Origin of the sequence: Pseudomonas sp. zfem003 (assembly GCF_032621675.1) — a bacterium.
Taxonomy (GTDB): Bacteria; Pseudomonadota; Gammaproteobacteria; order Pseudomonadales; family Pseudomonadaceae; genus Metapseudomonas; species Metapseudomonas otitidis.
Genome location: NZ_JAVYJG010000009.1, coordinates 309,562 through 332,251 on the forward strand (window position 1 = coordinate 309,562; position 22,690 = coordinate 332,251).

The 22,690-nt window shown below is 64.2% G+C and carries 23 protein-coding genes and 1 tRNA gene; 16 read left to right on the forward strand and 8 right to left on the reverse strand.

Annotated features, from left to right (window positions below; genetic code table 11):
* Positions 1–17 precede the first annotated feature (17 nt).
* The 6 genes from RTK35_RS22675 to nfuA all read left to right on the forward strand — a co-directional run bounded on the left by RTK35_RS22675 (position 18) and on the right by nfuA (position 8,322).
* Positions 18–752, forward strand: coding sequence for a hypothetical protein (locus RTK35_RS22675; RefSeq protein ID WP_316909060.1), 735 nt, complete (start codon positions 18–20; stop codon positions 750–752).
* 50 nt (positions 753–802) lie between these two features.
* Entirely contained in the window at positions 803–1,771 is a 969-nt protein-coding gene (locus tag RTK35_RS22680) for a hypothetical protein (protein ID WP_222901526.1), read from the forward strand.
* A gap of 115 nt (positions 1,772–1,886) precedes the next feature.
* Positions 1,887–3,098: a hypothetical protein gene (locus RTK35_RS22685; RefSeq protein ID WP_316909061.1), complete on the forward strand. Its 1,212-nt coding sequence runs from the start codon at positions 1,887–1,889 to the stop codon at positions 3,096–3,098.
* Positions 3,083–5,233, forward strand: a complete 2,151-nt coding sequence (locus tag RTK35_RS22690; protein ID WP_316909062.1) for an AAA family ATPase — start codon at positions 3,083–3,085, stop codon at positions 5,231–5,233. The genes RTK35_RS22685 and RTK35_RS22690 overlap by 16 nt, the downstream gene beginning before the upstream one ends.
* An 80-nt stretch (positions 5,234–5,313) precedes the next feature.
* Positions 5,314–7,590 carry a fatty acid cis/trans isomerase gene (locus RTK35_RS22695; RefSeq protein ID WP_316909063.1) on the forward strand — a complete coding sequence of 759 codons (2,277 nt, stop codon included), beginning with the start codon at positions 5,314–5,316 and terminating at the stop codon, positions 7,588–7,590.
* Positions 7,591–7,737: 147 nt separating this feature from the next.
* On the forward strand, positions 7,738–8,322 hold the full coding sequence (gene nfuA / locus RTK35_RS22700) for a Fe-S biogenesis protein NfuA (protein WP_044401745.1): 585 nt from the start codon (positions 7,738–7,740) through the stop codon (positions 8,320–8,322).
* A gap of 28 nt (positions 8,323–8,350) precedes the next feature.
* Here nfuA and RTK35_RS22705 read toward each other — a convergent pair whose 3' ends face one another.
* The 6 genes from RTK35_RS22705 to RTK35_RS22730 form a co-directional block, all read right to left on the reverse strand.
* On the reverse strand, positions 8,351–8,728 hold the full coding sequence (locus RTK35_RS22705) for a hypothetical protein (RefSeq protein ID WP_316909064.1): 378 nt from the start codon (positions 8,726–8,728) through the stop codon (positions 8,351–8,353).
* Positions 8,729–8,811: 83 nt separating this feature from the next.
* Complete coding sequence (locus RTK35_RS22710; RefSeq protein ID WP_316909065.1) at positions 8,812–9,978, reverse strand: MFS transporter; 1,167 nt, start codon at positions 9,976–9,978, stop codon at positions 8,812–8,814.
* 8 nt (positions 9,979–9,986) lie between these two features.
* Positions 9,987–10,496 (reverse strand): HPP family protein, encoded by a 510-nt coding sequence (locus RTK35_RS22715; RefSeq protein WP_044401754.1) that lies wholly within the window; start codon positions 10,494–10,496, stop codon positions 9,987–9,989.
* A gap of 12 nt (positions 10,497–10,508) precedes the next feature.
* The gene (locus RTK35_RS22720) at positions 10,509–10,757 is read right to left on the reverse strand and encodes a DUF1272 domain-containing protein (protein ID WP_107328936.1); all 249 of its coding nucleotides are present in this window, start codon (positions 10,755–10,757) and stop codon (positions 10,509–10,511) included.
* Between the two features lie 14 nt (positions 10,758–10,771).
* Positions 10,772–11,770 carry a GlxA family transcriptional regulator gene (locus RTK35_RS22725; RefSeq protein WP_316909066.1) on the reverse strand — a complete coding sequence of 333 codons (999 nt, stop codon included), beginning with the start codon at positions 11,768–11,770 and terminating at the stop codon, positions 10,772–10,774.
* 182 nt (positions 11,771–11,952) lie between these two features.
* Positions 11,953–12,222: a hypothetical protein gene (locus tag RTK35_RS22730; RefSeq protein WP_044401762.1), complete on the reverse strand. Its 270-nt coding sequence runs from the start codon at positions 12,220–12,222 to the stop codon at positions 11,953–11,955.
* 272 nt (positions 12,223–12,494) lie between these two features.
* Between RTK35_RS22730 and RTK35_RS22735 the strand changes: the two genes are divergently transcribed.
* A complete protein-coding gene (locus RTK35_RS22735) occupies positions 12,495–13,178 on the forward strand; it encodes a PA2778 family cysteine peptidase (RefSeq protein WP_316909067.1) in 684 nt (227 codons plus the stop codon).
* A gap of 61 nt (positions 13,179–13,239) precedes the next feature.
* Here RTK35_RS22735 and RTK35_RS22740 read toward each other — a convergent pair whose 3' ends face one another.
* Positions 13,240–14,523, reverse strand: a complete 1,284-nt coding sequence (locus RTK35_RS22740; RefSeq protein WP_182850506.1) for an NAD(P)/FAD-dependent oxidoreductase — start codon at positions 14,521–14,523, stop codon at positions 13,240–13,242.
* A 183-nt stretch (positions 14,524–14,706) separates the two neighbouring features.
* On the opposite strand from RTK35_RS22740, the gene RTK35_RS22745 reads away from it, so the two are divergent.
* A tRNA-Val gene (locus RTK35_RS22745) sits at positions 14,707–14,783 on the forward strand.
* Between the two features lie 76 nt (positions 14,784–14,859).
* Here the strand turns inward: RTK35_RS22745 and RTK35_RS22750 are convergent.
* Positions 14,860–15,021 (reverse strand): hypothetical protein, encoded by a 162-nt coding sequence (locus tag RTK35_RS22750; protein WP_236211403.1) that lies wholly within the window; start codon positions 15,019–15,021, stop codon positions 14,860–14,862.
* 358 nt (positions 15,022–15,379) lie between these two features.
* Between RTK35_RS22750 and thrS the strand changes: the two genes are divergently transcribed.
* The 8 genes from thrS to RTK35_RS22790 all read left to right on the forward strand — a co-directional run bounded on the left by thrS (position 15,380) and on the right by RTK35_RS22790 (position 22,661).
* On the forward strand, positions 15,380–17,302 hold the full coding sequence (gene thrS / locus RTK35_RS22755; protein WP_316909068.1) for a threonine--tRNA ligase: 1,923 nt from the start codon (positions 15,380–15,382) through the stop codon (positions 17,300–17,302).
* Entirely contained in the window at positions 17,302–17,853 is a 552-nt protein-coding gene (gene infC / locus RTK35_RS22760) for a translation initiation factor IF-3 (protein ID WP_170832300.1), read from the forward strand. Before thrS ends, infC begins: the two co-directional genes overlap by 1 nt.
* Positions 17,854–17,914: 61 nt before the next feature.
* On the forward strand, positions 17,915–18,109 hold the full coding sequence (gene rpmI / locus RTK35_RS22765; protein WP_044401775.1) for a 50S ribosomal protein L35: 195 nt from the start codon (positions 17,915–17,917) through the stop codon (positions 18,107–18,109).
* Between the two features lie 26 nt (positions 18,110–18,135).
* Positions 18,136–18,492, forward strand: a complete 357-nt coding sequence (rplT, locus tag RTK35_RS22770) for a 50S ribosomal protein L20 (protein ID WP_044874620.1) — start codon at positions 18,136–18,138, stop codon at positions 18,490–18,492.
* Between the two features lie 93 nt (positions 18,493–18,585).
* Positions 18,586–19,602, forward strand: a complete 1,017-nt coding sequence (gene pheS, locus RTK35_RS22775; protein ID WP_044401781.1) for a phenylalanine--tRNA ligase subunit alpha — start codon at positions 18,586–18,588, stop codon at positions 19,600–19,602.
* Between the two features lie 37 nt (positions 19,603–19,639).
* On the forward strand, positions 19,640–22,018 hold the full coding sequence (gene pheT / locus RTK35_RS22780; RefSeq protein ID WP_316909069.1) for a phenylalanine--tRNA ligase subunit beta: 2,379 nt from the start codon (positions 19,640–19,642) through the stop codon (positions 22,016–22,018).
* A gap of 3 nt (positions 22,019–22,021) precedes the next feature.
* Positions 22,022–22,324: an integration host factor subunit alpha gene (gene ihfA / locus RTK35_RS22785; RefSeq protein ID WP_044401787.1), complete on the forward strand. Its 303-nt coding sequence runs from the start codon at positions 22,022–22,024 to the stop codon at positions 22,322–22,324.
* The gene (locus RTK35_RS22790) at positions 22,305–22,661 is read left to right on the forward strand and encodes a MerR family transcriptional regulator (RefSeq protein WP_044401789.1); all 357 of its coding nucleotides are present in this window, start codon (positions 22,305–22,307) and stop codon (positions 22,659–22,661) included. The genes ihfA and RTK35_RS22790 overlap by 20 nt, the downstream gene beginning before the upstream one ends.
* Positions 22,662–22,690: the final 29 nt, after the last annotated feature.

The following is a 22,690-nucleotide window of genomic DNA, read 5'->3' on the forward strand; positions in this document are numbered from 1 at the left end:
GGAAACGGGAGCCTCACATGGACCTGCGCAACGAGCTGATCCGCCAATTGCTGGTGATCGTCAACGCTGACTTCGACTACGTTTCGGACCGCATGCCGTCCCGCCGCCTGCACGAGGCGGAGCTGGTCGACCTCGAGGCCGAGGACCTGCCCACCTCGCTTCGGCCCTGGTGCGCGGTGGATTTCGCCGACCTGGCCAGCAAGGGGCGGGATTGCACCCTCAGCTCCTGCCGGCTGGCTCGCGCGGACGACGGCCAGGTGTCGATGCTGGTGGACTTCTACCAGCGGGCCTACCTCAGCAACCCCGGTGCAGCGGAGGCGGCCAGCTACCAGGGCACCCGCATCGTGCGGATGATCGAGGAGCGGGTGGCGCAGGATCTGGAGCTGATCGCTGCGCTGGCCGATGGCGGCGAGATCGTCCTCGCCAACCCAACCTTCGAAGGCACCGAGTATTTCGGCCTGGCCGGCCATCCGGCGTTGGCCAAGCTGGTCTGGAACAACCTGGTGCGGACCTACACCAGCCTGGGCATGGGCTACATCAACCCGCCGCTGACGGACGAAGAGCGCCTGGCGTGCTCGATTATCGACATGGATCACGAAAGCCTTTTCCTGCTCTTCACAAGGCGGGCGCTGGTCCTGCAGATTGATGCTGGCACCTCGCTATTGCTTCATGCACTGGACGACAAGGTGCTGCAGGATGTGCGGGACATCCTGCCCGAGGCCCTCGGCCTCTGTGCTTTCTCTCTGCAATGACCCCCCCCAGGTGGCCGCAGGGCCGCCGACTCGAACAAGGACGCCAACGGATGGAACACGCAAGAAAAGTGATGGAGATGGCTGGATTCTTCGCCGGTCATGCAGTGCAGAGCGTTTCGGACGGGGAGATGCTCATCCCCATCGTCGGTTACCTCGGGGTGGACCAGAGCTCGCGGATGGTGCGCCTGGCCATGGGCAGCTCGGCAGAGGCCATGCAGGTCGGTGAGGCCCGTATCAGCGAGCTGGACGGCGACACCCTGGGCGCGGTGTTCATTCGCGACGGCATGGTGACCCTGCCCACGGGCAAGACCGATTGCCTGATCGCCGATGTGCGCTTCGCCTCCGACCGTGGGCGGCGCTTCCAGTGGTTGCTGCCTTACCGCAATGCCAGCCATGCCTCGGGCTTCGCCGTGCACAAACCCAAGGTGTCGGAGGGGGCGGGCTTCTCCACGGACGAGTTGAAGGCGCTGGGCCAGGTGTTCTTCAGCGGCATGGAGCGCCACGAGCAAGGCTGGGCGCTGTGGAATGCCCACTACGTCGAACAGGCTGGCGAGAGCTCCGCGTCTGCGGGGCAGGAAAATACCGACTTCAGTGCCGAGGAATTCCATGCCCTGTGCCGTTCGCCGGTGCTGGTGTTCCTGCTGGTGGCGGCCTCCGACGGCAAGTTCGACAAGAAGGAGGTGGAGGCCTTCATGAAGCAACTGGTGACCCTGGCCGGTTCGGGCAGCCCGCTGTTCTCGCGGGTGGCCACCAACGTCGTTGGCAACGCCCCAACCCTGTTGCAGGAACTGGTGAGCACGTCGATGGACTACTCGGCTGAGCTGGTTCGCGTCCGCGAGATCCTCCAGGCCCGCGTCGCGGCTGACGATGCGCGGATCTACTGCGAGACCCTGGTGGCGCTGGGCAAGGCCGTGGCCGCGTCCTCCGGCGGCTTCCTTGGTTTCGGCAGCAAGATCAGCAAGCAGGAAAAGGCGGCTCTCGAGCACATCGCCCTCAACCTGGGTGTCAGCTACAGCTGAGCCTGAGCACAGGGGGCGGCTCCTGCCCCCTGCCGCTCCTCTGGATTTCTCTGGCCCGCCCTTTGGCGGGCCTTTTCCTGCTCCGCCGTGTGGGGCGTTTCACCTGGATTGACCGATGCAGAACCCGTTGTTTTCCCAGCTGCTCACCCTCTACATGCGGCGCATCCGCGCCAGCGCGGCCGGTGTCGCCACCGAAATCGGCCTCAGCCGCGAGGCGGTCAACAACTGGCGCAACGGGTTGTCCCTGCCCAACCCGAAGTTCCGTGATCGCCTGCTGGCGTGTGCGCGCTACCTGCGCCTGACCGAGGCTGAGACCAACCGCCTGTTCGAGGCGGCGGGTTTCGAGCTGGAGTTTCCCCTGCAGCAAGAGGCAGCGGGGGGCAGCCCCTTCGCCGGTTTCATCGAGGGGCTTTTCGAGCGGCTGGGACGCCTGGCGCCGTTCCCCATCCTCATGCTCCTGTCCCAGGCCCACTGGGGACAGCCGCCGTTCCGCCAGGCCCTGCTGGCGCGGGGGCGGGCCCTGTACGGCGAGGCAGCGGTGTTGCACGTGCAGCCGCCATTCAGCACCAGCACCGCCAGCTCCGACTATTTCGCGGCCATCGGCCGGCAGTGCGGGTTTGCCGATGTGGGTTCCGACTATGAATTCGAGGCCGCGCTGGAGCGCCGCCTGCTCGATGGCGAGCGGCTGTTCTGCCTGGTCAGCCGTTTCGAGCAAGGCACCGAGACCCAGCGCGAGACCCTCGCCGGCATCCTGCGCAGCCTCAGCGAGATGCATGGCGGCCAGTTGCACCTGCTGCTCTGCGGTGGCGAGGCCCTGGCGGACCTGAAGTACCGCAGCGGCGACCTGTCGTTGCTCAACATCGCCCAGGTGGTGCACTGGCCGGAGTTGGGCCACGGCGACCTGGATGCGCTGGCGCGGCAGCGTTGGCCGGGCCGCGCCTTCGATCCGGCGGCGCTGGGCGTGTTGCTGCAGGTGACGGGCGGGCACCCGGCCTTGGTGGAGGAGGGGCTGCAGGCACTGGTCGACCAGGCGCTGGAGCCCTCGCCTGAATCCCTGCACCGGCAACTGCTGGGCAGCGAGCGGCTCTGGCAGGCCTTTGTACCGCTGGTGGAGGACGCTGTGGCGAGGGCACGCATGCAGGAGCGCTTGCAGGCCGATGACCTGGGGCGGGCCCATCCTTACCTGACGGATGCCGAGTTGCGGCGGCTGTTCTGGAGCAACCTGATCACGGCCCGGGAGACCGAGGCAGGGGCTCGCCTGTGCTGGCGCTCCAGCGTGATTCGCGAGGCTGGGCTGAAGGTGATCGACGCATGTTCCGGTCGCTGATCCGCCGCCCGGGCGCTGCCCGGTTGCTGCTGGTGGCCTTCGCCACGCTGTTCGTGGGCAGCCTGGTGCTGACGCCCCACCTCAACCCGTTCAGCCGGGGCCGTGTGCTGGCGATCACTGCCATGGACCGGGTCTGGGGCGATGTGATGGACGTGCGCCGCAAGCTGATGGACGTCCAGCAGATCGAAGGGGACTGGCCGGCGGACATCACGCCCTACCTGCCCCCGGCGGATCGCAGCAGCGTGCGCATCGAGTCGCCTGCGCCCTATCGCCTGGTGGTGACGGTGGTGGACCAGGACGAGATGGGCTCCCTGGCGGGCACGCAGATGATCCTCGACTTCGACCGGCAACTAAACATGTCCAGTTGCCGACCGGGCAACCCGCCGTTCCCCCAGGGCTATCTGCCCCTGAACTGCCAGGAGGCGGACAAAGCCCGCGTCCCCATCATCGATACCCTGCATGCGGTGGTGATCGCCTGCGGTGTGCTGTTCGCTATTGCGACGCTGTTGTTGCTGCTCCGCCACCCGCTGTTGATGCCGGTGCAGATGCGGCCGTCCCGCCTGCTGCGTTTGCCGGTGGGGCAACTGGTTCGGCTGGATCGCCTGCTGGGCCTGCTGGGGCGCCGTGAGTCGACGTTGATGGCAGCCGGAACCAATGTCGGGCGCTGGCGCCAGGCCCTGACCTATGCCCGGGGCACGGCCTCGCAGCGCCTGGGTGCCCTGGCCTTGCGCCTTGGGGCGGAGTACCGGCCGAGCAGCGGCTGGAGCCTCCCGGGGGTGATGGGGGAGTGGCTGTTCAAGGGCGAGTTGCCGGTGTCCATGGACCGCTGCCTGGTCTACCTGCCGGAGTCGGGGCTGGCCGACGAGTTGCTGCTGCAGCACCTGCGCGCCCAGCAGACCGGGCTCGACGTGATGCTGGTGGTGCGCGAGGAGGCGGGCGAGGCCCTGCAGGATCATTGTGCCGATCCCGCCAACCTGCTGGTGCTGGTGGATGGGGCGGCCCAGACCGAGCTGCTGCTGGCGGCGCGGCCCATCGAGGTGCTGCTGCGCTTGCTGGCGGCCCAGCTGCGGGTGACGCGCATCTCGCCCTACCAGACCCGTGGGGGCGTGGTGCGCCCGGGCTCGTTCTTCGGTCGGGCGCAGATGCTGGCCCGCGTGCTGAACCGGGAGCCGTCCAATTACCTGGTGGTGGGCGGCCGGCAGCTGGGCAAGAGCAGCCTGCTGAAGGCCGTGCAGCGCCGCTTGCAGGACCATCCTCACCTGGCCTGCCACTACGTTTCGTTGCGTGATCACCGCCTGGCGCCGCGCCTGGCGCTGCAGTTCGGTTTGCCTGCCGAAACGGCGCTGGAGCAGATGGTGGAGCACCTGGCTGCACAGTGCGTGGGCAAGCGGCTGTTCCTGCTGATCGACGAGGCGGACCTGTTCTTCCGGGACGAGGCCCAGCACGGGTATGGGCAGCTTTCCACTCTGCGGGCGCTGAGCGAGGAGGGGCGCTGCTGGTTCATGCTCGCCGGCTTCTGGGACCTCTACGCCACGGCCGTGCTGGACTACCAGTCGCCCCTGCGCAACTTCGGCGAGGTGCTGACGGTGGGCGCGCTGGAAGTGGAGGCGTGCCGGGAACTGGCTCGGGTGCCGCTGGAGCTGCTACGGCTGGGGTTTGCCAACGATTCGCTCATCGAGGACCTGGTGGAGGCCAGTGGGCGCCGGGCCAACCTGGTGGCGATTCTCTGCCAGGAATGCCTGGAAGGCTTGCAGCCGGGTGAACGGGCCATCGAACGCCGGCACCTGCAGGCGGCGATCTCTTCCCAGGCCGTGCGCGACGCGTTGGCCGGCTGGGGTCGGCTCAGCCACGACGAGCGTGCCTGCCGGCTGGACCGGATCCTGGTCTACCAGGTTGCCTGCAACGGTGCGGTTCGCCTGGCGGACCTGGTGGAACGCTTCCGTGGGCGCGGTGTTCGGGTCGAGGCGGACGAGTTGCAGCGTTCGCTTTCGCGCCTGTTGCTGGCCTATGTGCTGCAGCGGGAGGCAGGGGCTTATGGTTTCGCTGTTCCGCTCCTGGCTCATCAGTTCGATGTGGCGGAAACCCGTGTGCTGCTGGAGCAGGAGTTCGAGGCATTGGCGCTGCAACCCGCCTGAGCGGGCCTTTGTCACTGCGCGACGGAGGCGGGGCCGGTAGAATCCCCACTTTCCGTTTCGCTTCGTTCAAGGATGAGGTCATGCGCCATCGCCTGTTGTCGTTCGTGTTCCTGCTCTGCGCAGGCTCTGGGGTGCAGGCTGCATCGGTGTCCTACACCCGTGATGTGCAGCCGATCTTCGAGAGGAAGTGCGTGGCCTGCCATGCCTGCTATGACTCGCCCTGCCAGTTGAACCTGGGCAGCGCCGAAGGGGCTGCCCGTGGGGCCACCAAGCAGCCGGTCTACGACGGCACGCGGACCCAGGCCCAGGCCACCACGCGGCTCTACTTCGATGCCCACGGCGAGGCGGCCTGGCGGCAGAAGGATTTCTATTCGGTGCTCAACGGCCAGGGGCCCCAGGCTGCCCTGATGGCGCGCATGCTGGAGCTGGGCCACAGCAACCCGCCGACGCCCAATGCGAAGCTGCCGGAGGACCTGGACATCGGCATCAACCGGCAGAACCAGTGCCCGACGCCTGCCGAGTTCGACGACTACGCGCGGCGCTATGCCCATGCCGGCATGCCCTTCGCGGTGACCGGGCTGGACGCGCAGGAGTACCAGACTCTCCAGCGCTGGCTGGGGGCCGGGGCGCCGGTGGAGGAGCAGGCACCACTGCCGACGCCGAGCGAGGCGGCCCAGGTGGCACAGTGGGAGGCGCTGCTCAACGCCCCCGGTGCCCGCGAGGTGCTGGTGGGGCGTTGGTTGTTCGAGCACCTGTTCCTGGCACACCTGTACTTCGACGGTGGGCGCAGCGGCCACTTCTTCCAGTTGGTGCGCTCGCGCACGCCCAGTGGCCAGCCCATCGACCCCATCGCCACCCGCCGGCCGAACGATGACCCGGGCACCACCTTCTACTACCGGATGTGGCCGATCCAGGGGGCCATCGTCCACAAGACCCACATCACCTACCCGCTGAGCGCGGAGAAGATGAAGCGGGTCCGCGAGCTGTTCTTCTCCAGCAACTGGAGCACCGACAAGGTGCCGGGCTACGGCGCCCAGCGCCGGGCCAATCCGTTCGAGACCTTCGAGGCGATCCCGGCCCGTGCCCGCTACCAGTTCATGCTGGACAACGCGGAGTACTTCGTTCGCACCTTCATCCGCGGGCCGGTATGCCGCGGGCAGATCGCCACCGACGTGATCCGCGACAACTTCTGGGCGATGTTCCAGGACCCGGCGCACGACCTGTACGTCACCGATGCCGCCTACCGTGGCCAGGCCACGCCGCTGCTGGCGATGCCGGGGCAGTTCGACGACATCGGCAACCTGTTGGGGCTGTGGCTGAGCTACCGGGACAAGCGCAACGCCTACGAGAAGCTGCGTCAGGAAGCCTATGCGGCGGCTCCGGCGCCTACCTGGAGCACCCTCTGGGCGGGCAATGACAATGCGCTGCTGTCGATCTACCGGCAGTTCGACAGCGCATCGGTGCGCAAGGGGCTGATCGGTCAGGTGCCGCAGACGATGTGGCTGTTGGATTACCCGTTGCTGGAGCGCACCTACTACCAGCTGGTGGTCAACTTCGATGTGTTTGGCAACGTGTCCCACCAGGCGCAGACCCGGCTCTATTTCGACCTGATCCGCAATGGCGCGGAGGTGAATTTCCTGCGCCTGATGCCGGCGGCATCGCGGGATGGGTTGCTGGATGACTGGTACCAGAACAGCGGCAAATTGAAGATGTGGCTGGATTACGAGGCCATCGACAACGACGCCCCGACCGGGCTGTTCCTGCCGGTGGAGGGGGCCAAGGGCGCCTTTGCCGCCGAGCTGGTCAAGCGCTTCGAGGGGCTCAACGCCCGGCCGGACCCGATCAACCGTTGCACGGCGAACTGCTACCGCCCGGGCATCGACCCGGCGCTGCAGGACGCCGAGCAGGCGCTGAGCCAGTTGGTCAGTCGCCCGGCGGCAGGGCTGCGGGTGATCGAGCAGTTGCCCGAGGCGACCTTGCTGAGGGTGGAGCTGCCCAATGGCAAGCGCGAGGTCTACAGCGTGCTGCGCAACCGCGCCCACAGCAACGTGGCCTTCATGATGGGCGAGGAGCTCCGCTACCAGCCCGGCCTGGACACCCTGACCATCTACCCGGGGGTACTCACCAGCTACCCGAACTTCATCTTCGCTTTGCGCGCCGACGAGGTGCCGGACTTCGTCACCGCCCTGGGGCGGGTGAAGGACATGGCAGCCTTCGACAAGGTGGTGGAGCGCTGGGGCATCCGCCGTAGTCACCCGCAGTTCTGGTACTACTTCCACGACCTGTCGGCCTACATCCGCGAGACCGAACCGGTGGAGGCGGGCGTGCTGGACATGAACCGCTACCAGAACCTCTGAGGCGCGCTGCAGCGCTCTTTCCACCGGGAAGAGCGTTGCATGGAGCCTGGGCTGAGCTAATCGGGAATAATTCCTACTAAATTACTGGGACTTTATCCGTCGGAGCGGATTGGCGTACACTGCGCGCCATGTTCGCGAGGAGTTGCCATGAGCGCCATCACCATTACCCAGGCAGCCCAGGATTACCTGGCTGACCTGCTGTCGAAGCAGAACACCCCCGGCATCGGTATCCGCATCTTCATCACCCAGCCCGGCACCCAGTACGCCGAGACGTGCATCGCCTACTGCAAGCCCAGCGAGCAGAAGCCCGAGGATACGCCCCTGGCTCTGGCGTCCTTCACGGCGTGGATCGATGCCGTCAGTGAGCCCTTCCTCGAAGACGCGGTGGTGGACTATGCGACCGACCGCATGGGCGGCCAGCTGACCATCAAGGCGCCGAATGCCAAGGTGCCGATGGTCAACGAAGACAGCCCGCTCAACGAGCGCATCGACTATTACCTGCAGACCGAGATCAACCCCGGTCTGGCCAGCCACGGCGGCCAGGTGAGCCTGGTGGACGTGGTCGAGGAAGGCATCGCCGTGCTGCGTTTCGGCGGCGGCTGCCAGGGCTGCGGCATGGTCGACATGACGCTGAAGGACGGTGTCGAGAAGACCCTGATGGAGCGCATCCCCGAGCTGAAGGGCGTGCGTGACGTCACCGACCACAGCAACCGCGAGAACGCCTACTACTGAGGCGTTGCGCGAAGCAGAGAGAGGCAGCCTACGGGCTGCCTTTTTCATTTTCGGGAGCGGTTGGCGACGAGGCTGCTGGCTCGTCGGGCCCGGCGTGGTTGCCGCCAGCGGGTGCGGCGGGGTGTGGGGCGATGGCCTGGTCGATGATGTCCAGGACACGCTGCAGGCCTTCGGGCATCAGTGTCTGGTGGGCGTGCACGTCTATGTTGTATTCGACGCCGTACTTGCGGCTTGTGTCGCTGCCTTTGACGTCAGGCGATGGCATCGCGACCGGGGCGCTGATCGTCCCCCAGACAGGCTGGCCCGAAGCTGGGCTGGACAGGTCGATTCCCGGGAGTGGGGGTTCGTGCGCTGATGCTTCTGTAGCGGTGGAGGCATCGTGCGGGTCGGTTATCGGCTTCGACATCGTGCTGGGCCTTGTGGTTGGGGGGGCCGGTAGCGGGCAACTCTAGCCGCTGGCTGGCCGGCCGGCGAGCAAGACGGCTGTGCTCAGTGCGCCTTGTGTGGGCGAACGCCGGCTGCCAGCAAGGCGATGACCAGCAGCGGCAGCATGCCGATGTTCACGGCGGCCCAACCCAGGCCGGTGATGAGGGCGCCGGAGGCGAAGGACGCGCAGGCTGCCACCAGGCTGTTGCTCAGCTCCATCAGGGCCTGGGCCTGGCCCCGCTCGGCGCTGTCGTGGCCTTCCGCAAGCAGGGTGGTGCCGGCGACCAGCATGAGGTTCCATCCCAGGCCGAGGCACATCGAGCTGACCAGGAAATGGCTGCGTGCCAGGCCTGTGAGGGCGGTGGCCGCGCTGATGGCCAGCAGCAGGATGCCGAGCCGTGCCACCTGGCGGCTGCCGAAGCGGTCTACCAGCGGGCCGGCAGCGAACGCCGGGAGGAACATGCCCAGCACGTGCCAGCGGATCACTTCCGAGCCTTCTTCGATCGACAGCCCGCACAGGCTAATGGCCAGGGGCGTGGCGTTCATCACCAGGATCATCAAGCCGTGCCCGATGGCGGTGGTGGCGATGGCTGCGCGCACCAGGGGGCGGGCCAGCAGTGCGCGTGTCGAGGCCCAGCCGGTTCGTGGGGCTGGGGGTGCATCGCCTTCACGCAGGCGATGAAGCAGCAGCAGGGCGAGCGCGGCCAGTGCCGCGATGGCGAGGTAGGCGCCGACGAAGGGTGTCGGCAGGGCGTTGCGCGACCACAGCGCCAGGCTGGGTGCCAGCAGGGCGGCGCAGATGCCGCCGCCGATCACGTAGGCGGTGGCACGGCCCTTCTGCTCCGGCGGGACCGCTTCCTGGGCGGCGAAGCGGTAGTACATCGCCGAGGCCTGGTAGGCCCCGATGGGCAAGGCGCCCAGGCACAGCAGGCTGAAGTCGCCGAGCCAGACGCCCAGGGCGCTGGTCAGGCCGCCGAGGATGCCCCCGGCCGCTCCGAGCATCAGGCCCGGGCGGCGGCCGTGGCGTTGCATGAACACCGACAGCGGCTGCACGGCGAGCAGGTTGCCCAGCACCAGCAGTGCCAGCGGCAGGGTGGCGAGGGCGTTGGCCGGCGCGAGTTGGAGGCCGATCAGTGCGGTGAGGGTGATGCCGATCAGCGAGCAGCTCCAGTACAGCGCTTGGCAGGCGAACAGCAGGCGGATTCCGGGGTTGCTCAGCAGAAGGGGCATGCGGTGGCCTACCAGTACTTGGGGTAGCGGGCCTCGCGGCTTGCGTTGTTGTACAGCAGGGCGACGAAGACCAGGAGCAGTGCACCGCTGAGGGTGGGGTAGAGCAGGAAGTCCCAGCCGGGCTGCAGCAGGAAGATGATCACCGGGTTGGAGCCGGCCGGTGGGTGCACGGTGCGGGTCACCATCATCAGGGCGATGGCGCTGCCGACGGCGAGGGCAATGGCCCACCAGTGGGGCCCGCAGAGGGCCAGGAATACCAGGCCTACCAGGCTGCTGAGGACGTGGCCGAGCACCACGTTGCGTGGCTGCGAGAAGGGGACGTCGGGGAAGCCGAAGACCAGCACGCAGGAGGCACCGAAGGAGCCCAGCAGCAGGCTGAGGGTGAGGGCGTCACCCAGGCCGGCGATGCCGGCAATGGCCAGCACGCCGCCGAACCAGGCGAGGATCACCTGGCGCGAAGCGGGACGAGGGGGCAGGGCGGCGGCGTCGCCCCGGAGCTTCTTGGCGAATTCGAGCATGGTGACTCCAGCTTAGGCGCGCTTCAGGCAGCCATTGGGGTGGTGGATGCGTTGGGTGGACGGTGGGTTGGCCGCCAGCTTCGCATCGGGCCGTATGGGGCGGCTCACCAGCGTGCCGGCGCAGTTGGGGCAGCGCCCGTCCAGGTGGTCTTCGGCGCAGTCACGGCAGAAGGTGCATTCGAAGGAGCAGATCATGGCGTCGGTGGCGGCTGGCGGCAGGTCCTTGTCGCAGCATTCGCAGTTGGGGCGCAGTTCGAGCATCGCGGTTCTCCGGGTCAGGGGCGGCCGAAGCGCTCGGCGTATTCCTGGGGGCTGATGGACAGGTGCTTGTGGAAGGTGCGGCGCAGGTTCTCGGGGTGACCGAAGCCGGTGAGGCGGGAGACGGTCGAGATGGAGGCCTGGGCGTCCTGCAACAGGTTGCGCGCGGCCTCCAGGCGCACCCGCTCGACGTACTGGCCGGGCCCCATGCCCAGCTCCTGGCTGAAGAGCCGGGAGAGGGTGCGCGGCGACAGGTTCGCCTGGCTGGCGAGGGTGTCGAGGCTGAGGTCCTCGCCGAGGTGGAGGGGGATCCACTCCAGCAAGGCGGCGAGGCGCGATGTGCGGTGCGGATCCGGCGCCAGCAGCGGGCTGAACTGCGCCTGACCGCCGGGGCGCCGCAGGAAGAGCACCAGGCGCCGGGCGACTGCCAGTGCGATGGAGCGGCCGAGGTCGGCCTCCACCAGGGCGAGGGCCAGGTCGATGCCGGCGGTGACCCCGGCCGAGGTGAAGACATGGGGATCGCCGTCGCGGCCACAGGCATCGTAGGTGTGCAGGCGGTCGCCCTGCACGTCCACGGCTTCGTGGCAGCGCAGTGTGTCGACGTCGGACCAGTGGGTGGTGGCGGTCCGGCCGTCCAGCAGGCCGGCGGCCGCAAGAATGAGGGCGCCGGAGCAGATCGAGCCGAGGCGGCGGAGCTTGGGTTCGGCATCACGCAGCCAGCCAAGGAGGGGCGCATGGCTGCGCAGCGGCTCAACGCCGAAACCGCCCGGGATGAGCAGGGTGTCGAGGGTTTCCGCCGGGCAGTTGCCGCAGGCCTGCTCCGCCAGCAGGGCAAAGCCGGCTGAGGTGCGCACTGGCCCAGCCTCCAGGCCGAGCAGGAGGATGCGGTAGGGCGCGGGCAGGCCCTGGCGTTCTCGCTCGACATTGGCGGACGCGAAGACCTGCAGAGGGCCGGTCACGTCGAGGCTCATCACATCGGGGAAAGCCAGGCAGGCGATGGTCAGTGGGGCGTCCATGGCGTTCGCTTCAAGGGGGACGCCATCAGTGTGGAGGTCGGAGGTCTTGGCGACAACGACAACAAGCCCACGGATCTTGCCAATCCGCTGCTTGGGAAAGAGGGGAGGAGGTGGAGGGGATCAGCTCAGCGGCGAGCCGTGTGGACGGCTCGCCGGCGCATTGGGCACAGCGCGGAAGAGGATTATTCCGGCATCTTCCACGGGTCGAGGCGGTAGCCCTGGCGCGACAGCTCCTCGCGGGACTGCTTGAGGACGCTGGCCAGTTGGGCCGGGTCGGTGTAGGTGCTGGTGGTGAGTTTCGAGCGGCCCAGCAGGCGGGTGCTGGTGCGGTCGATCACGCTGATGCTGAGTTCACCGCTGCCATCCTGGGGAGCCCAGGCGACGCACTGGTAGGGTTGGAAGGCGCGGCCGGCGATGATCAAGGCTTCGTTGACGCGGAGCGGAGCGTTCATTGGGGGATTCTCTCCATATTGTGCCCAAGGGTTGACTTGGCCGCCGCCAATGTGGCTGGGCGGTGTCGTGGATATGGATGGCTGATTCCCCGCTATAAGTCACAGCGAGTCGCGCTTTGGAAACAATTTGTCGCCAGGATGAATGGTGGAGTGTGCACAGGTCGCATTTCTGTCATCTGCCGGTGGGGCGAAGTCCCATAAAACATGGGGTTCCGGTTGGGGGCGAGCGCTATCATGCGGGCCTCTTCCCGGTTGCTAACAAGGTGGTTTCCTTGCGCCGTTCCCGATTTGTTGCCTGTTCCCGCCAGGTCGTGATGGCCTGCCTCGTTCCATTCCTGCTGGTGGCCTGCGCGGGGCACGATCCCGCCGATGATCCGCGCGTGCGGGCTCTGCCGATGGTGGTGGAGCTGAGCAGCGTGCCGTTCTTCGCCCAGCAGACTTATCAGAGTGCGCCGGCTTCCCTGGCTGCGCTGTTTGGCTTCCAGGGAGAAACGGTGACACCGGGAATGGTGGAGAAGGCGTTGCAACTGCCTGAGGCCGAGGCGTCGCTTGCCCAGCGGATTCCTGTGGTCGCCCACCAGCATGGTCTGTTGGTGTACCCGCTCGATAAGCGTCTGGAGGACCTACTGGTCCAGGTGGCGGCCGGTAACCCGGTGCTGGTGCATCTGCGCCAGGGCTATGGCTGGCTGCCGTCGTGGCGTTATGCGGTGCTGGTCGGATTCGACCGGGAGCGTGAGGTGGTGCTGTTGCGGTTGGCCGGTGATCGTCGGGCCCAGGTCGGGTTTGCTGAGTTCGCGGCAGACTGGGCCGCCGCTGGGCAGTGGGCCGTGCTGCTTCAGGCGCCCAATGTGCTACCGGTGGCGGCCGATATGGCTCGCTGGCGGGCGGCGGCGGATGCGCTGGCGGCTGCGGGCCAGGCGGATGCGGCGGACATGGCGAGGAAACAGGTGCGCTGAATGTGCATCGCCCAAATGAAAACGGCGCTCTGTGGCGCCGTTTTCATTCAAGGATGGAGCATCAGAAGCCCAGCTTGTCGCGCAGGCTGTAGTACCAGGCGCCGAGAGCGCTGAACGGTACCTGGAACAGGTGGCCGCCCGGGAACGGGTAGTGCGGCAGGCTGGCGAAGGCGTCGAAACGCTCGGCCTGGCCGCGCAACGCCTCGGCCAGCACCTTGCCGGCGAGGTGGGTGTAGGTGACACCGTGGCCGCTGCAGCCCTGGGAGTAGTAGATGTTGTCGCCAAGACGACCCACCTGGGGCAGGCGGGACAGGGTCAGCAGGAAGTTGCCGGTCCAGGCGAAGTCGATCTTCACGTTCTTCAGCTGCGGGAAGGTCTTGAGCATCTTCGGGCGGATGATGGCCTCGATGTTCGACGGATCACGTGCACCGTAGACCACGCCACCGCCGTAGATCAGGCGGTTGTCGCCAGACAGGCGGAAGTAGTCCAGCAGGTAGTTGCAGTCTTCCACGCAGTAGTCCTGCGGCAGCAGGCTGCGGGCCATCTCGTCCGACAGCGGCTCGGTGGTGATCACCTGGGTGCCGCACGGCATCGACTTGGCCATCAGTTCCGGCAGCAGGTTGCCCAGGTAGGCGTTGCCGGCGACGACGACGAACTTGGCCTTTACCGACCCTTTGGGGGTGTAGACCACCGGGTTATCGCCACGCTCGACGCGGATGGCCGGGCTTTGCTCGTGGATCACGCCGCCCAGCGACTCCACTGCCGCCGCCTCGCCGAGGGCCAGGTTCAGCGGGTGGATGTGGCCGCCGCTCATGTCGAGCATGCCGCCAATGTAGTTCTCGCTCGCTACCACTTCGCGGATGCGCTTGCTGTCCAGCAGTTCCAGCTGGGTGTGGCCGTAGCGCTCCCAGAGCTTCTTCTGGGATTCCAGGTGGCCCATCTGTTTGGCGGTAAAGGCGGCGAATACGCCGCCGTCCTTCAGGTCGCACTTGATGTCGTACTTGGCGATGCGCTCGCGAATGATGCGTCCGCCTTCAAACGCCATCTGGCCGAGCAGTTGGGCCTGCTTGGGGCCGACGGTGCGTTCGATGACATCGATGTCACGGCTGTAGCTGTTGACGATCTGGCCGCCGTTGCGCCCCGATGCGCCGAAGCCGACCTTGGCCGCTTCCACGACGGTGACCTTGAAGCCGTTCTCCAGCAGGAAGAGGGCGGTGGAAAGGCCGGTATAGCCCGCGCCGATGATGCAGACATCGGTCTGCGTCTCGCCTTCCAGTTCAGGGCGGGCCGGAACCGGGTTGGCGGAGGCGGCGTAATAGGATTGAGGGTAGGGAGTGTGCGTCATCTTGAATCTCTGTTTTTTATTTTTTACGGATGGCGAGATGCTACCCGAGTTGAAAATAGCCGGCTAGCCTCCGTGCAAGATAATTGACGAGGGGCTGAACAGTAAAAGCTCCACTTTTTCAGTCAGTTAGCGAAAAAAGTTGTTGACACCAAAATTTAACCCCGTAGAATGCGCACCCATCGAAGGCACATAGCTCAGTTGGTTAGAGCACCACCTTGACATGGTGGGGGTCGTTGGTTCGAGTCCAATTGTGCCTACCAAATAAAGCCGAAAGGCTTAGCAGAAGGGGCGATCCGAAAGGATCGCCCTTTTTGTTTTTGGCTTCGTGGTCGCGCTTCAGGCGGCTGCGATATGGCTGATCAGCATGCCATGGGCAATCGTGTACAAATTGCCGTTTGCCCTGAGGGTGAGTGGTTCTCGGCTGAGAATTCGGGCGCCGCTCTGGATCAGTTCATCAATGTGCGCACGCAGTGCGAGGTATCTCCGTTGTTCTTTCATTGCGCGCCCTCCCGAGGGTGGCGGGTTACCCGTTTGAGCATAGGTGCGCGAGCGATCTGTCAGGTTGCGGTGCTGGGCTTGTGTGATCCGTGTCTCGTTTTGGCGTGAGTTATGGATGCGCGGTGGGGTGGTGAGGTGCCGCTGGCTAAATGCTCTGTGAGGCCCAATTCCTGCTTGTCACTGCGTTGTCTTTCTGAAAGCATTCGCGTTTCCCGAAATACCTCCAGTGACCCTGGTTCGGTCAGGTTGGCCTGAAAGGGCTCTGCCATCGTGTGGCAGGTATACCGCCGGATCATTTACTGGCTCATCCCAACCCATGTGGCCTTTGGTAGAGGTCACCACTAGGAGAGGAGGCGCCATGCCCATCATTACTCTTCCCGACGGCAGTCAGCGTTCGTTCGATAAACCCGTTTCCGTGCTCGAGGTGGCTCAGTCCATCGGTGCTGGTTTGGCCAAGGCCACGCTGGCGGGTCGGGTCAACGGCAAATTGGTCGATGCTTGTGACCTGATCGAAGCCGACGCCACCCTGCAAATCATCACGCCGAAGGACGAGGAGGGGCTGGAGATCATCCGTCACTCCTGTGCTCACCTGGTCGGGCATGCGGTCAAGCAGCTCTATCCCAGTGCCAAGATGGTCATTGGGCCGGTGATTGACGAAGGCTTCTATTACGACATCGCGTTCGAGCGTCCCTTCACTCCGGACGACATGGCGGTTATCGAGAAGCGCATGGCCGAGCTGATCGACAAGGATTACGACGTCATCAAGAAGGTGACGCCGCGTGCGGAGGTGATCGAGACCTTCAAGGCTCGAGGCGAGGAGTACAAGCTGCGCCTGGTCGATGACATGCCGGACGAGAAGGCCATGGGCCTGTACTTCCATGAAGAGTACGTGGACATGTGCCGTGGCCCGCACGTGCCGAACACGCGTTTCCTCAAGGCCTTCAAACTCACCAAGATTTCGGGTGCCTACTGGCGCGGCGACTCCAAGAACGAGCAGCTGCAGCGTGTCTATGGCACTGCCTGGGCGGACAAGAAGCAGCTGGCTGCCTATGTCCAGCGCATCGAAGAGGCCGAGAAGCGGGATCACCGCCGTATCGGCAAGCAGCTGGACCTCTTCCACCTCCAGGAAGAAGCGCCGGGCATGGTGTTCTGGCACCCCAATGGCTGGACCGTCTATCAGGTGCTCGAGCAGTACATGCGTCAGGTTCAGCGTGAGCATGGCTATGTCGAGGTGCGCACGCCCCAGGTGGTCGATCGCATCCTGTGGGAGCGCTCCGGTCACTGGTCCAACTACGCCGAGAACATGTTCACCACCGCGTCCGAGAGTCGCGACTATGCCGTGAAGCCGATGAACTGCCCGTGCCACGTGCAGATCTTCAACCAGGGGTTGAAGTCCTACCGCGATCTCCCGCTGCGCCTGGCTGAATTCGGTGCCTGCCACCGCAATGAGCCGTCGGGCGCGCTGCACGGCATCATGCGCGTGCGCGGCTTTACCCAGGACGACGCCCACATTTTCTGCACCGAAGAGCAGGTGAAGAAGGAGGCTGCGGACTTCATCAAGCTCACCTTGCAGGTCTATTCCGACTTCGGCTTCAGTGACATTTCCATGAAGCTCTCGACCCGCCCGGCCAAGCGCGTGGGGTCCGAGGAGTTGTGGGATCGGGCTGAAGGGGCTCTGGCTGACGCGCTGAACGAGTCGGGCCTGGCCTGGGAATACCAGCCGGGTGAGGGGGCTTTCTACGGTCCGAAGATCGAATTCACCCTCAAGGACTGCCTGGGTCGTAACTGGCAGTGCGGTACCCTGCAGTACGATCCGAACCTGCCTGATCGGCTCGATGCCAGCTACATCGCCGAAGATAACAACCGCAAGCGCCCGGTCATGCTTCACCGCGCGATCCTCGGTTCCTTCGAGCGCTTCATCGGCATGCTCATCGAGCACTATGCAGGGTCGTTCCCGGCATGGCTGGCGCCGACCCAGGCGGTGATCATGAATATCACCGACAAACAGGCGGATTTCGCCCTTGAGGTCGAAAAGACTCTCAATCAAAGCGGGTTCCGTGCCAAGTCCGACTTGAGAAACGAAAAAATCGGCTTTAAAATCCGCGAGCATACTTTGCTCAAGGTTCCCTATCTCCTGGTTATCGGAGACAGGGAAGTTGAGACACGATCCGTTGCTGTGCGCACCCGTGAAGGCGTCGATCTGGGCTCCATGCCCCTCGAGCAATTCGTCACCACGCTCGCGCAGACGGTTTCCCGGCGTGGTCGCCAAGAATCGGAGTAATCACTATTAAGCGTGAAATGAGACAAGATAAACGAGCTGCACCCAAGGCCCCGATCAACGAGAACATCACGGCTCGAGAGGTGCGACTTATTGGTGCAGACGGCCAGCAAATTGGCGTCGTCTCGATCGATGAAGCGCTTCGCGCTGCTGATGAAGCAAAGCTGGACCTCGTAGAGATCTCGGCAGACGCGGTACCGCCTGTCTGCCGGATCATGGACTACGGTAAGCACCTCTTCGAGAAGAAGAAGCAGGCTGCTGCAGCCAAGAAGAATCAGCACCAGCAACAGATCAAAGAGATCAAGTTTCGTCCAGGGACGGAAGAAGGGGATTACCAGGTAAAACTACGCAACCTGGTACGTTTCCTTAATGATGGGGACAAGGCCAAGGTATCGCTTCGATTCCGCGGCCGTGAGATGGCTCACCAGGAGCTGGGTATGGAACTGCTGAAGCGGGTCGAAACCGACCTCGCCGAAATCGGAACCGTCGAACAGCATCCCAAGCTGGAAGGACGCCAGCTGATGATGGTCATCGCTCCTAAAAAGAAAAAGTAACCACCAGGGCACTGGCAGGCCTTGCGGTTATGCGTAATCACTCAATGCGGAGTATCCGAACATGCCAAAGATGAAAACCAAGAGCGGTGCAGCCAAGCGTTTCCTCAAGACCGCTTCCGGCTACAAGCACAAGCACGCTTTCAAGAGCCACATCCTGACCAAGATGTCCACCAAGCGTAAGCGTCAACTTCGCGGTAGCGAACTGATGCATCCGTCGGACAAAGCAAAAGTCGAGCGCATGCTGCGCGTTCGTTAATCGGTCAAGACTAGAGGAATACACTCATGGCTCGTGTTAAGCGTGGCGTTATCGCTCGTGCTCGTCACAAAAAAATTCTGAAACTCGCCAAAGGCTACTACGGTGCTCGCTCTCGCGTGTTCCGCGTTGCCAAGCAAGCGGTAATCAAGGCAGGCCAATACGCCTACCGTGACCGCCGTCAGCGCAAGCGTCAGTTCCGCGCTCTGTGGATCGCTCGTATCAACGCTGGTGCTCGTCAGAACGGTCTGTCCTACAGCCGCCTGATCGCTGGCCTGAAAAAAGCGGCCATCGAGATCGACCGCAAGGTTCTGGCCGATCTGGCAGTGAACGAAAAAGCGGCGTTTGCTGCGATTGTCGAGAAAGCTAAGGCCGTTCTGGCTTAAGTCCCCGACAATCACCGGGCCATCCCGGTGCTGAACGTCACCAATAGGGGAAGGGCCTTGGCTCTTCCCCTATTTCGTATCTGGAGTCAGTAAATGGAAAATCTGGATGCGCTGGTCTCTCAAGCGCTTGAGGCCGTGCAACAAACCGAAGACGTGAATGCTCTCGAACAGATTCGCGTTCAGTACCTCGGCAAGAAAGGCGAGCTGACCCAGGTGATGAAGACCCTGGGTGACCTGCCTGCAGACGAGCGGCCCAAGGTCGGTGCGCTGATCAATGCCGCCAAAGAGCGCGTCCAGGACGCCCTCAACGCCCGTAAGGACTCGCTTGAGCAAGCTGCATTGGCAGCCAAGCTCGCGGCCGAGCGGATCGATGTCACCCTTCCGGGACGCGGCCAGGTATCTGGCGGTCTGCATCCGGTTACCCGTACTCTCGAGCGCGTCGAGCAGTTCTTCACCCGCATCGGCTACGGCATCGCTGAAGGCCCGGAGGTTGAAGACGACTATCACAACTTCGAAGCGCTCAACATCCCCGGCCACCACCCGGCCCGGGCGATGCACGATACCTTCTATTTCAACGCCAACATGTTGCTGCGCACCCACACCTCCCCGGTCCAGGTGCGCACCATGGAGTCCCAGCAGCCGCCGATCCGAATCGTCTGCCCCGGCCGTGTTTATCGCTGTGACTCGGATATCACGCACTCGCCGATGTTCCACCAGGTGGAAGGCCTGCTGGTCGACGAAGGCATCAGTTTCGCCGACCTGAAAGGCACCATTGAGGAGTTCCTCCGCGTCTTCTTCGAGAAGGACCTGGGCGTGCGTTTCCGCCCCTCGTTCTTCCCCTTCACCGAGCCGTCCGCCGAAGTCGACATGCAGTGCGTCATGTGTTCCGGCAAAGGCTGCCGCGTCTGCAAGCAGACCGGCTGGCTGGAAGTGATGGGGTGCGGCATGGTCCACCCCAATGTTCTGCGCATGTCCGGCATCGATCCCGAGAAGTACCAGGGTTTTGCCTTCGGCATGGGCGTCGAGCGTTTGGCCATGCTGCGTTATGGCGTCAACGATTTGCGCCTGTTCTTCGACAACGACCTGCGCTTCCTCGCGCAATTCCGCTAGGTCGTAGTCCACGTAACGAATTCCTCAGGAGAGCAGGATGAAATTCAGTGAACAGTGGCTGCGGAGCTGGGTAAGCCCGCAGGTTTCCCGCGACGAGCTGGTGGCTCGTCTGTCGATGGCCGGCCTGGAAGTGGACAGCGTCACGCCTGTCGCCGGCGCGTTCAGTGGCGTCGTGGTGGGCGAGGTACTCAGCACCGAGCAGCACCCCGATGCCGACAAGCTGCGTGTATGCCAGGTCAGCAATGGCAGCGAGACTTTCCAGGTGGTGTGCGGCGCGCCCAACGTGCGCCCCGGCCTGAAGATCCCCTTCGCCATGATCGGTGCTGAGCTGCCCGGCGACTTCAAGATCAAGAAAGCCAAGCTTCGCGGCGTCGAGTCCTTTGGCATGCTCTGCTCTGCCAGTGAGCTGCAGATCAGCGACGAGAACGCCGGCCTGATGGAACTAGCTGCCGATGCGCCAGTCGGGCAGGACATCCGGGCCTACCTCGGTCTGGATGATGCCGTCATCGAGCTGGGCCTCACGCCCAACCGTGGCGATTGTCTCAACATGTCTGGTCTGGCCCGTGAAGTGGGTGCCCTGTATGCGGCATCCGTCACCCCTGTAGTGATCAGCCCGGTCGCACCGACTCACGACGAAGTTCGCCCGGTGGACGTGCTGGCGCCGAAGGCTTGTCCTCGCTATCTCGGTCGGGTGGTGCGTAATGTCGACCTCTCCAAGCCCACTCCGTTGTGGATGGTCGAGCGCCTTCGCCGGGCGGACGTGCGCAGCATTGATGCAGCCGTCGATATCACCAACTACGTGATGCTTGAGCTCGGCCAACCGATGCACGCGTTTGACCTTGCCGAAATCAATGGCGGCATCCGTGTGCGCATGGCGGAGGAGGGGGAGAAGCTCGTCCTGCTCGATGGTCAGGAGGTCAGCCTGCGTGGTGACACCCTCGTCATCGCCGACCACGGCCGTGCCCTGGCTATCGCAGGGGTAATGGGGGGTGAGCACAGTGGCGTCAGCGACAAGACCCGCGACCTGTTCCTTGAGGCTGCTTTCTTCGACACCATCGCCGTTGCTGGCAAGGCCCGCTCCTATGGCCTGCACACCGACTCTTCGCATCGCTTCGAGCGTGGCGTGGACTGGCAGCTTGCTCGCCAGGCCATGGAGCGCGCCACTGCGTTGCTGCTGGAGATCGTGGGGGGGGAAGCTGGCCCGATCATCGAGGCTGTAAGTGAGGCAGATCTGCCGAGCGTTGCCCCAGTTATCCTACGTGCCGAGCGTATTGCCCAGATGCTGGGCATGGAGATGGACGCCGCCGAGGTCGAGCGCTTGCTTACCGCTCTGGGTCTGGGCGTCACCTCTATTGCGCCGGGTCAGTGGAAGGTTGCAGTGCCCAGTCACCGCTTCGACATCAGTCTGGAGGTGGATCTGATCGAAGAGCTTGGTCGTCTCTATGGCTACAACCGCCTGCCGGTTCGCTACCCGCAAGCGCGCCTTGCGCCTCGCGCGCGTGCCGAATCTGCAGTCGAGCTGCCGGCCTTGCGTCGCCTGCTGGTTGCCCGGGGCTATCAGGAAGCGATCACCTACAGCTTCATCGATCCCAAGTTGTTCGAGCTGTTCAATCCTGGCGCCAAGCCGCTCATGCTGGCCAACCCCATCTCGAACGACATGGCTGCCATGCGATCCTCGCTGTGGCCGGGTTTGGTCAAGGCGCTGCAGCATAACCTCAACCGTCAGCAGAGCCGTGTTCGCCTGTTTGAAAGTGGCCTTCGCTTCGTCGGCCAACTCGAAGGCCTGAAGCAGGAAGCGATGATCGCCGGTGTCGTCTGTGGCAAGCGCTTGCCGGAAGCCTGGGCCCATGGCCGCGAAGGCGTGGATTTTTATGACGCCAAGGCCGACGTCGAGGCGCTGTTGGGTGCAGCTGGCGCGTTGGACGCATTCAGCTTCGTGTCGGGCGAGCATCCGGCGCTGCATCCGGGGCAAACCGCTCGCATCGAACGAGATGGCAAGCTGGTTGGCTACCTCGGCGCCATTCACCCCGAACTGGCCAAGAGCCTCGATCTTGACCAGCCCGTTTACCTCTTCGAACTCGTGCTGGCTGAGGTCATGAGTGGACGCCTGCCTACGTTCAGCGAGCTGTCGCGCTTCCCCGAAGTGCGTCGCGACCTGGCCGTCCTGGTTGATCGCGAAGTCGCCGCTGAAGCCGTCCTCGATACGATTCGCGAAGCCGCTGGGGAGTGGTTGACGGACCTCAGGCTATTTGACGTCTATCACGGTAAAGGTATTGATCCGCTTAGAAAAAGCCTGGCCGTCGGCTTGACCTGGCAACATCCATCGCGCACTCTTAACGACGATGAGGTGAACACCACAACCCAGAACATCGTCACCTCGCTGGAAGGTAGGTTCAACGCCACGTTAAGGAAGTAGCGTATGGGGGCTCTGACGAAAGCTGAGATGGCTGAACGTCTGTATGAAGAGCTTGGCCTGAACAAACGGGAAGCCAAGGAACTGGTCGAACTGTTTTTCGAGGAAATCCGTCAGGCGCTGGAGCAGAACGAACAGGTGAAATTGTCCGGTTTCGGCAACTTCGACCTGCGCGATAAACGCCAGCGCCCCGGACGCAACCCGAAGACAGGCGAGGAAATCCCGATCACGGCACGCCGTGTCGTGACGTTCCGTCCGGGCCAAAAACTGAAAGCCAGAGTTGAAGCTTATGCTGGAACCAAGTCATAACGACGAACTGCCACCTATCCCTGGCAAGCGTTATTTCACCATTGGCGAGGTCAGCGAGCTCTGCGCAGTCAAGCCCCACGTGCTGCGTTACTGGGAGCAGGAGTTTCCCCAGCTCAACCCAGTCAAGCGGCGGGGTAACCGCCGCTACTACCAGCGCCAGGATGTGCTGATGATTCGGCAGATCCGGGCTCTGCTGTACGATCAGGGCTTTACCATCGGCGGGGCGCGTCAGCGTCTCTCCGGTGACGAGGCCAAGGATGACACCACTCAGTACAAGCAGCTGATACGGCAGATGATTGCCGAGCTTGAAGACGTCCTCGTCGTACTGCGTAAGTGAAAAAAATCCAAAAAAAACCTTCCATAATT

Excerpts from the sequence above, each read along its gene's own strand:
- RTK35_RS22675 (WP_316909060.1), top strand. The coding sequence starts at position 18 with ATGGACCTGCGCAACGAGCTGATCCGCCAATTGCTGGTGATCGTCAAC.
- RTK35_RS22680 (WP_222901526.1), top strand. The coding sequence starts at position 803 with ATGGAACACGCAAGAAAAGTGATGGAGATGGCTGGATTCTTCGCCGGT.
- RTK35_RS22685 (WP_316909061.1), top strand. The coding sequence starts at position 1,887 with ATGCAGAACCCGTTGTTTTCCCAGCTGCTCACCCTCTACATGCGGCGC.
- RTK35_RS22690 (WP_316909062.1), top strand. The coding sequence starts at position 3,083 with ATGTTCCGGTCGCTGATCCGCCGCCCGGGCGCTGCCCGGTTGCTGCTG.
- RTK35_RS22695 (WP_316909063.1), top strand. The coding sequence starts at position 5,314 with ATGCGCCATCGCCTGTTGTCGTTCGTGTTCCTGCTCTGCGCAGGCTCT.
- nfuA (WP_044401745.1), top strand. The coding sequence starts at position 7,738 with ATGAGCGCCATCACCATTACCCAGGCAGCCCAGGATTACCTGGCTGAC.
- RTK35_RS22705 (WP_316909064.1), bottom strand. The coding sequence starts at position 8,728 with ATGTCGAAGCCGATAACCGACCCGCACGATGCCTCCACCGCTACAGAA.
- RTK35_RS22710 (WP_316909065.1), bottom strand. The coding sequence starts at position 9,978 with ATGCCCCTTCTGCTGAGCAACCCCGGAATCCGCCTGCTGTTCGCCTGC.
- RTK35_RS22715 (WP_044401754.1), bottom strand. The coding sequence starts at position 10,496 with ATGCTCGAATTCGCCAAGAAGCTCCGGGGCGACGCCGCCGCCCTGCCC.
- RTK35_RS22720 (WP_107328936.1), bottom strand. The coding sequence starts at position 10,757 with ATGCTCGAACTGCGCCCCAACTGCGAATGCTGCGACAAGGACCTGCCG.
- RTK35_RS22725 (WP_316909066.1), bottom strand. The coding sequence starts at position 11,770 with ATGGACGCCCCACTGACCATCGCCTGCCTGGCTTTCCCCGATGTGATG.
- RTK35_RS22730 (WP_044401762.1), bottom strand. The coding sequence starts at position 12,222 with ATGAACGCTCCGCTCCGCGTCAACGAAGCCTTGATCATCGCCGGCCGC.
- RTK35_RS22740 (WP_182850506.1), bottom strand. The coding sequence starts at position 14,523 with ATGACGCACACTCCCTACCCTCAATCCTATTACGCCGCCTCCGCCAAC.
- RTK35_RS22750 (WP_236211403.1), bottom strand. The coding sequence starts at position 15,021 with ATGAAAGAACAACGGAGATACCTCGCACTGCGTGCGCACATTGATGAA.
- thrS (WP_316909068.1), top strand. The coding sequence starts at position 15,380 with ATGCCCATCATTACTCTTCCCGACGGCAGTCAGCGTTCGTTCGATAAA.
- rpmI (WP_044401775.1), top strand. The coding sequence starts at position 17,915 with ATGCCAAAGATGAAAACCAAGAGCGGTGCAGCCAAGCGTTTCCTCAAG.
- rplT (WP_044874620.1), top strand. The coding sequence starts at position 18,136 with ATGGCTCGTGTTAAGCGTGGCGTTATCGCTCGTGCTCGTCACAAAAAA.
- pheS (WP_044401781.1), top strand. The coding sequence starts at position 18,586 with ATGGAAAATCTGGATGCGCTGGTCTCTCAAGCGCTTGAGGCCGTGCAA.
- pheT (WP_316909069.1), top strand. The coding sequence starts at position 19,640 with ATGAAATTCAGTGAACAGTGGCTGCGGAGCTGGGTAAGCCCGCAGGTT.
- ihfA (WP_044401787.1), top strand. The coding sequence starts at position 22,022 with ATGGGGGCTCTGACGAAAGCTGAGATGGCTGAACGTCTGTATGAAGAG.
- RTK35_RS22790 (WP_044401789.1), top strand. The coding sequence starts at position 22,305 with ATGCTGGAACCAAGTCATAACGACGAACTGCCACCTATCCCTGGCAAG.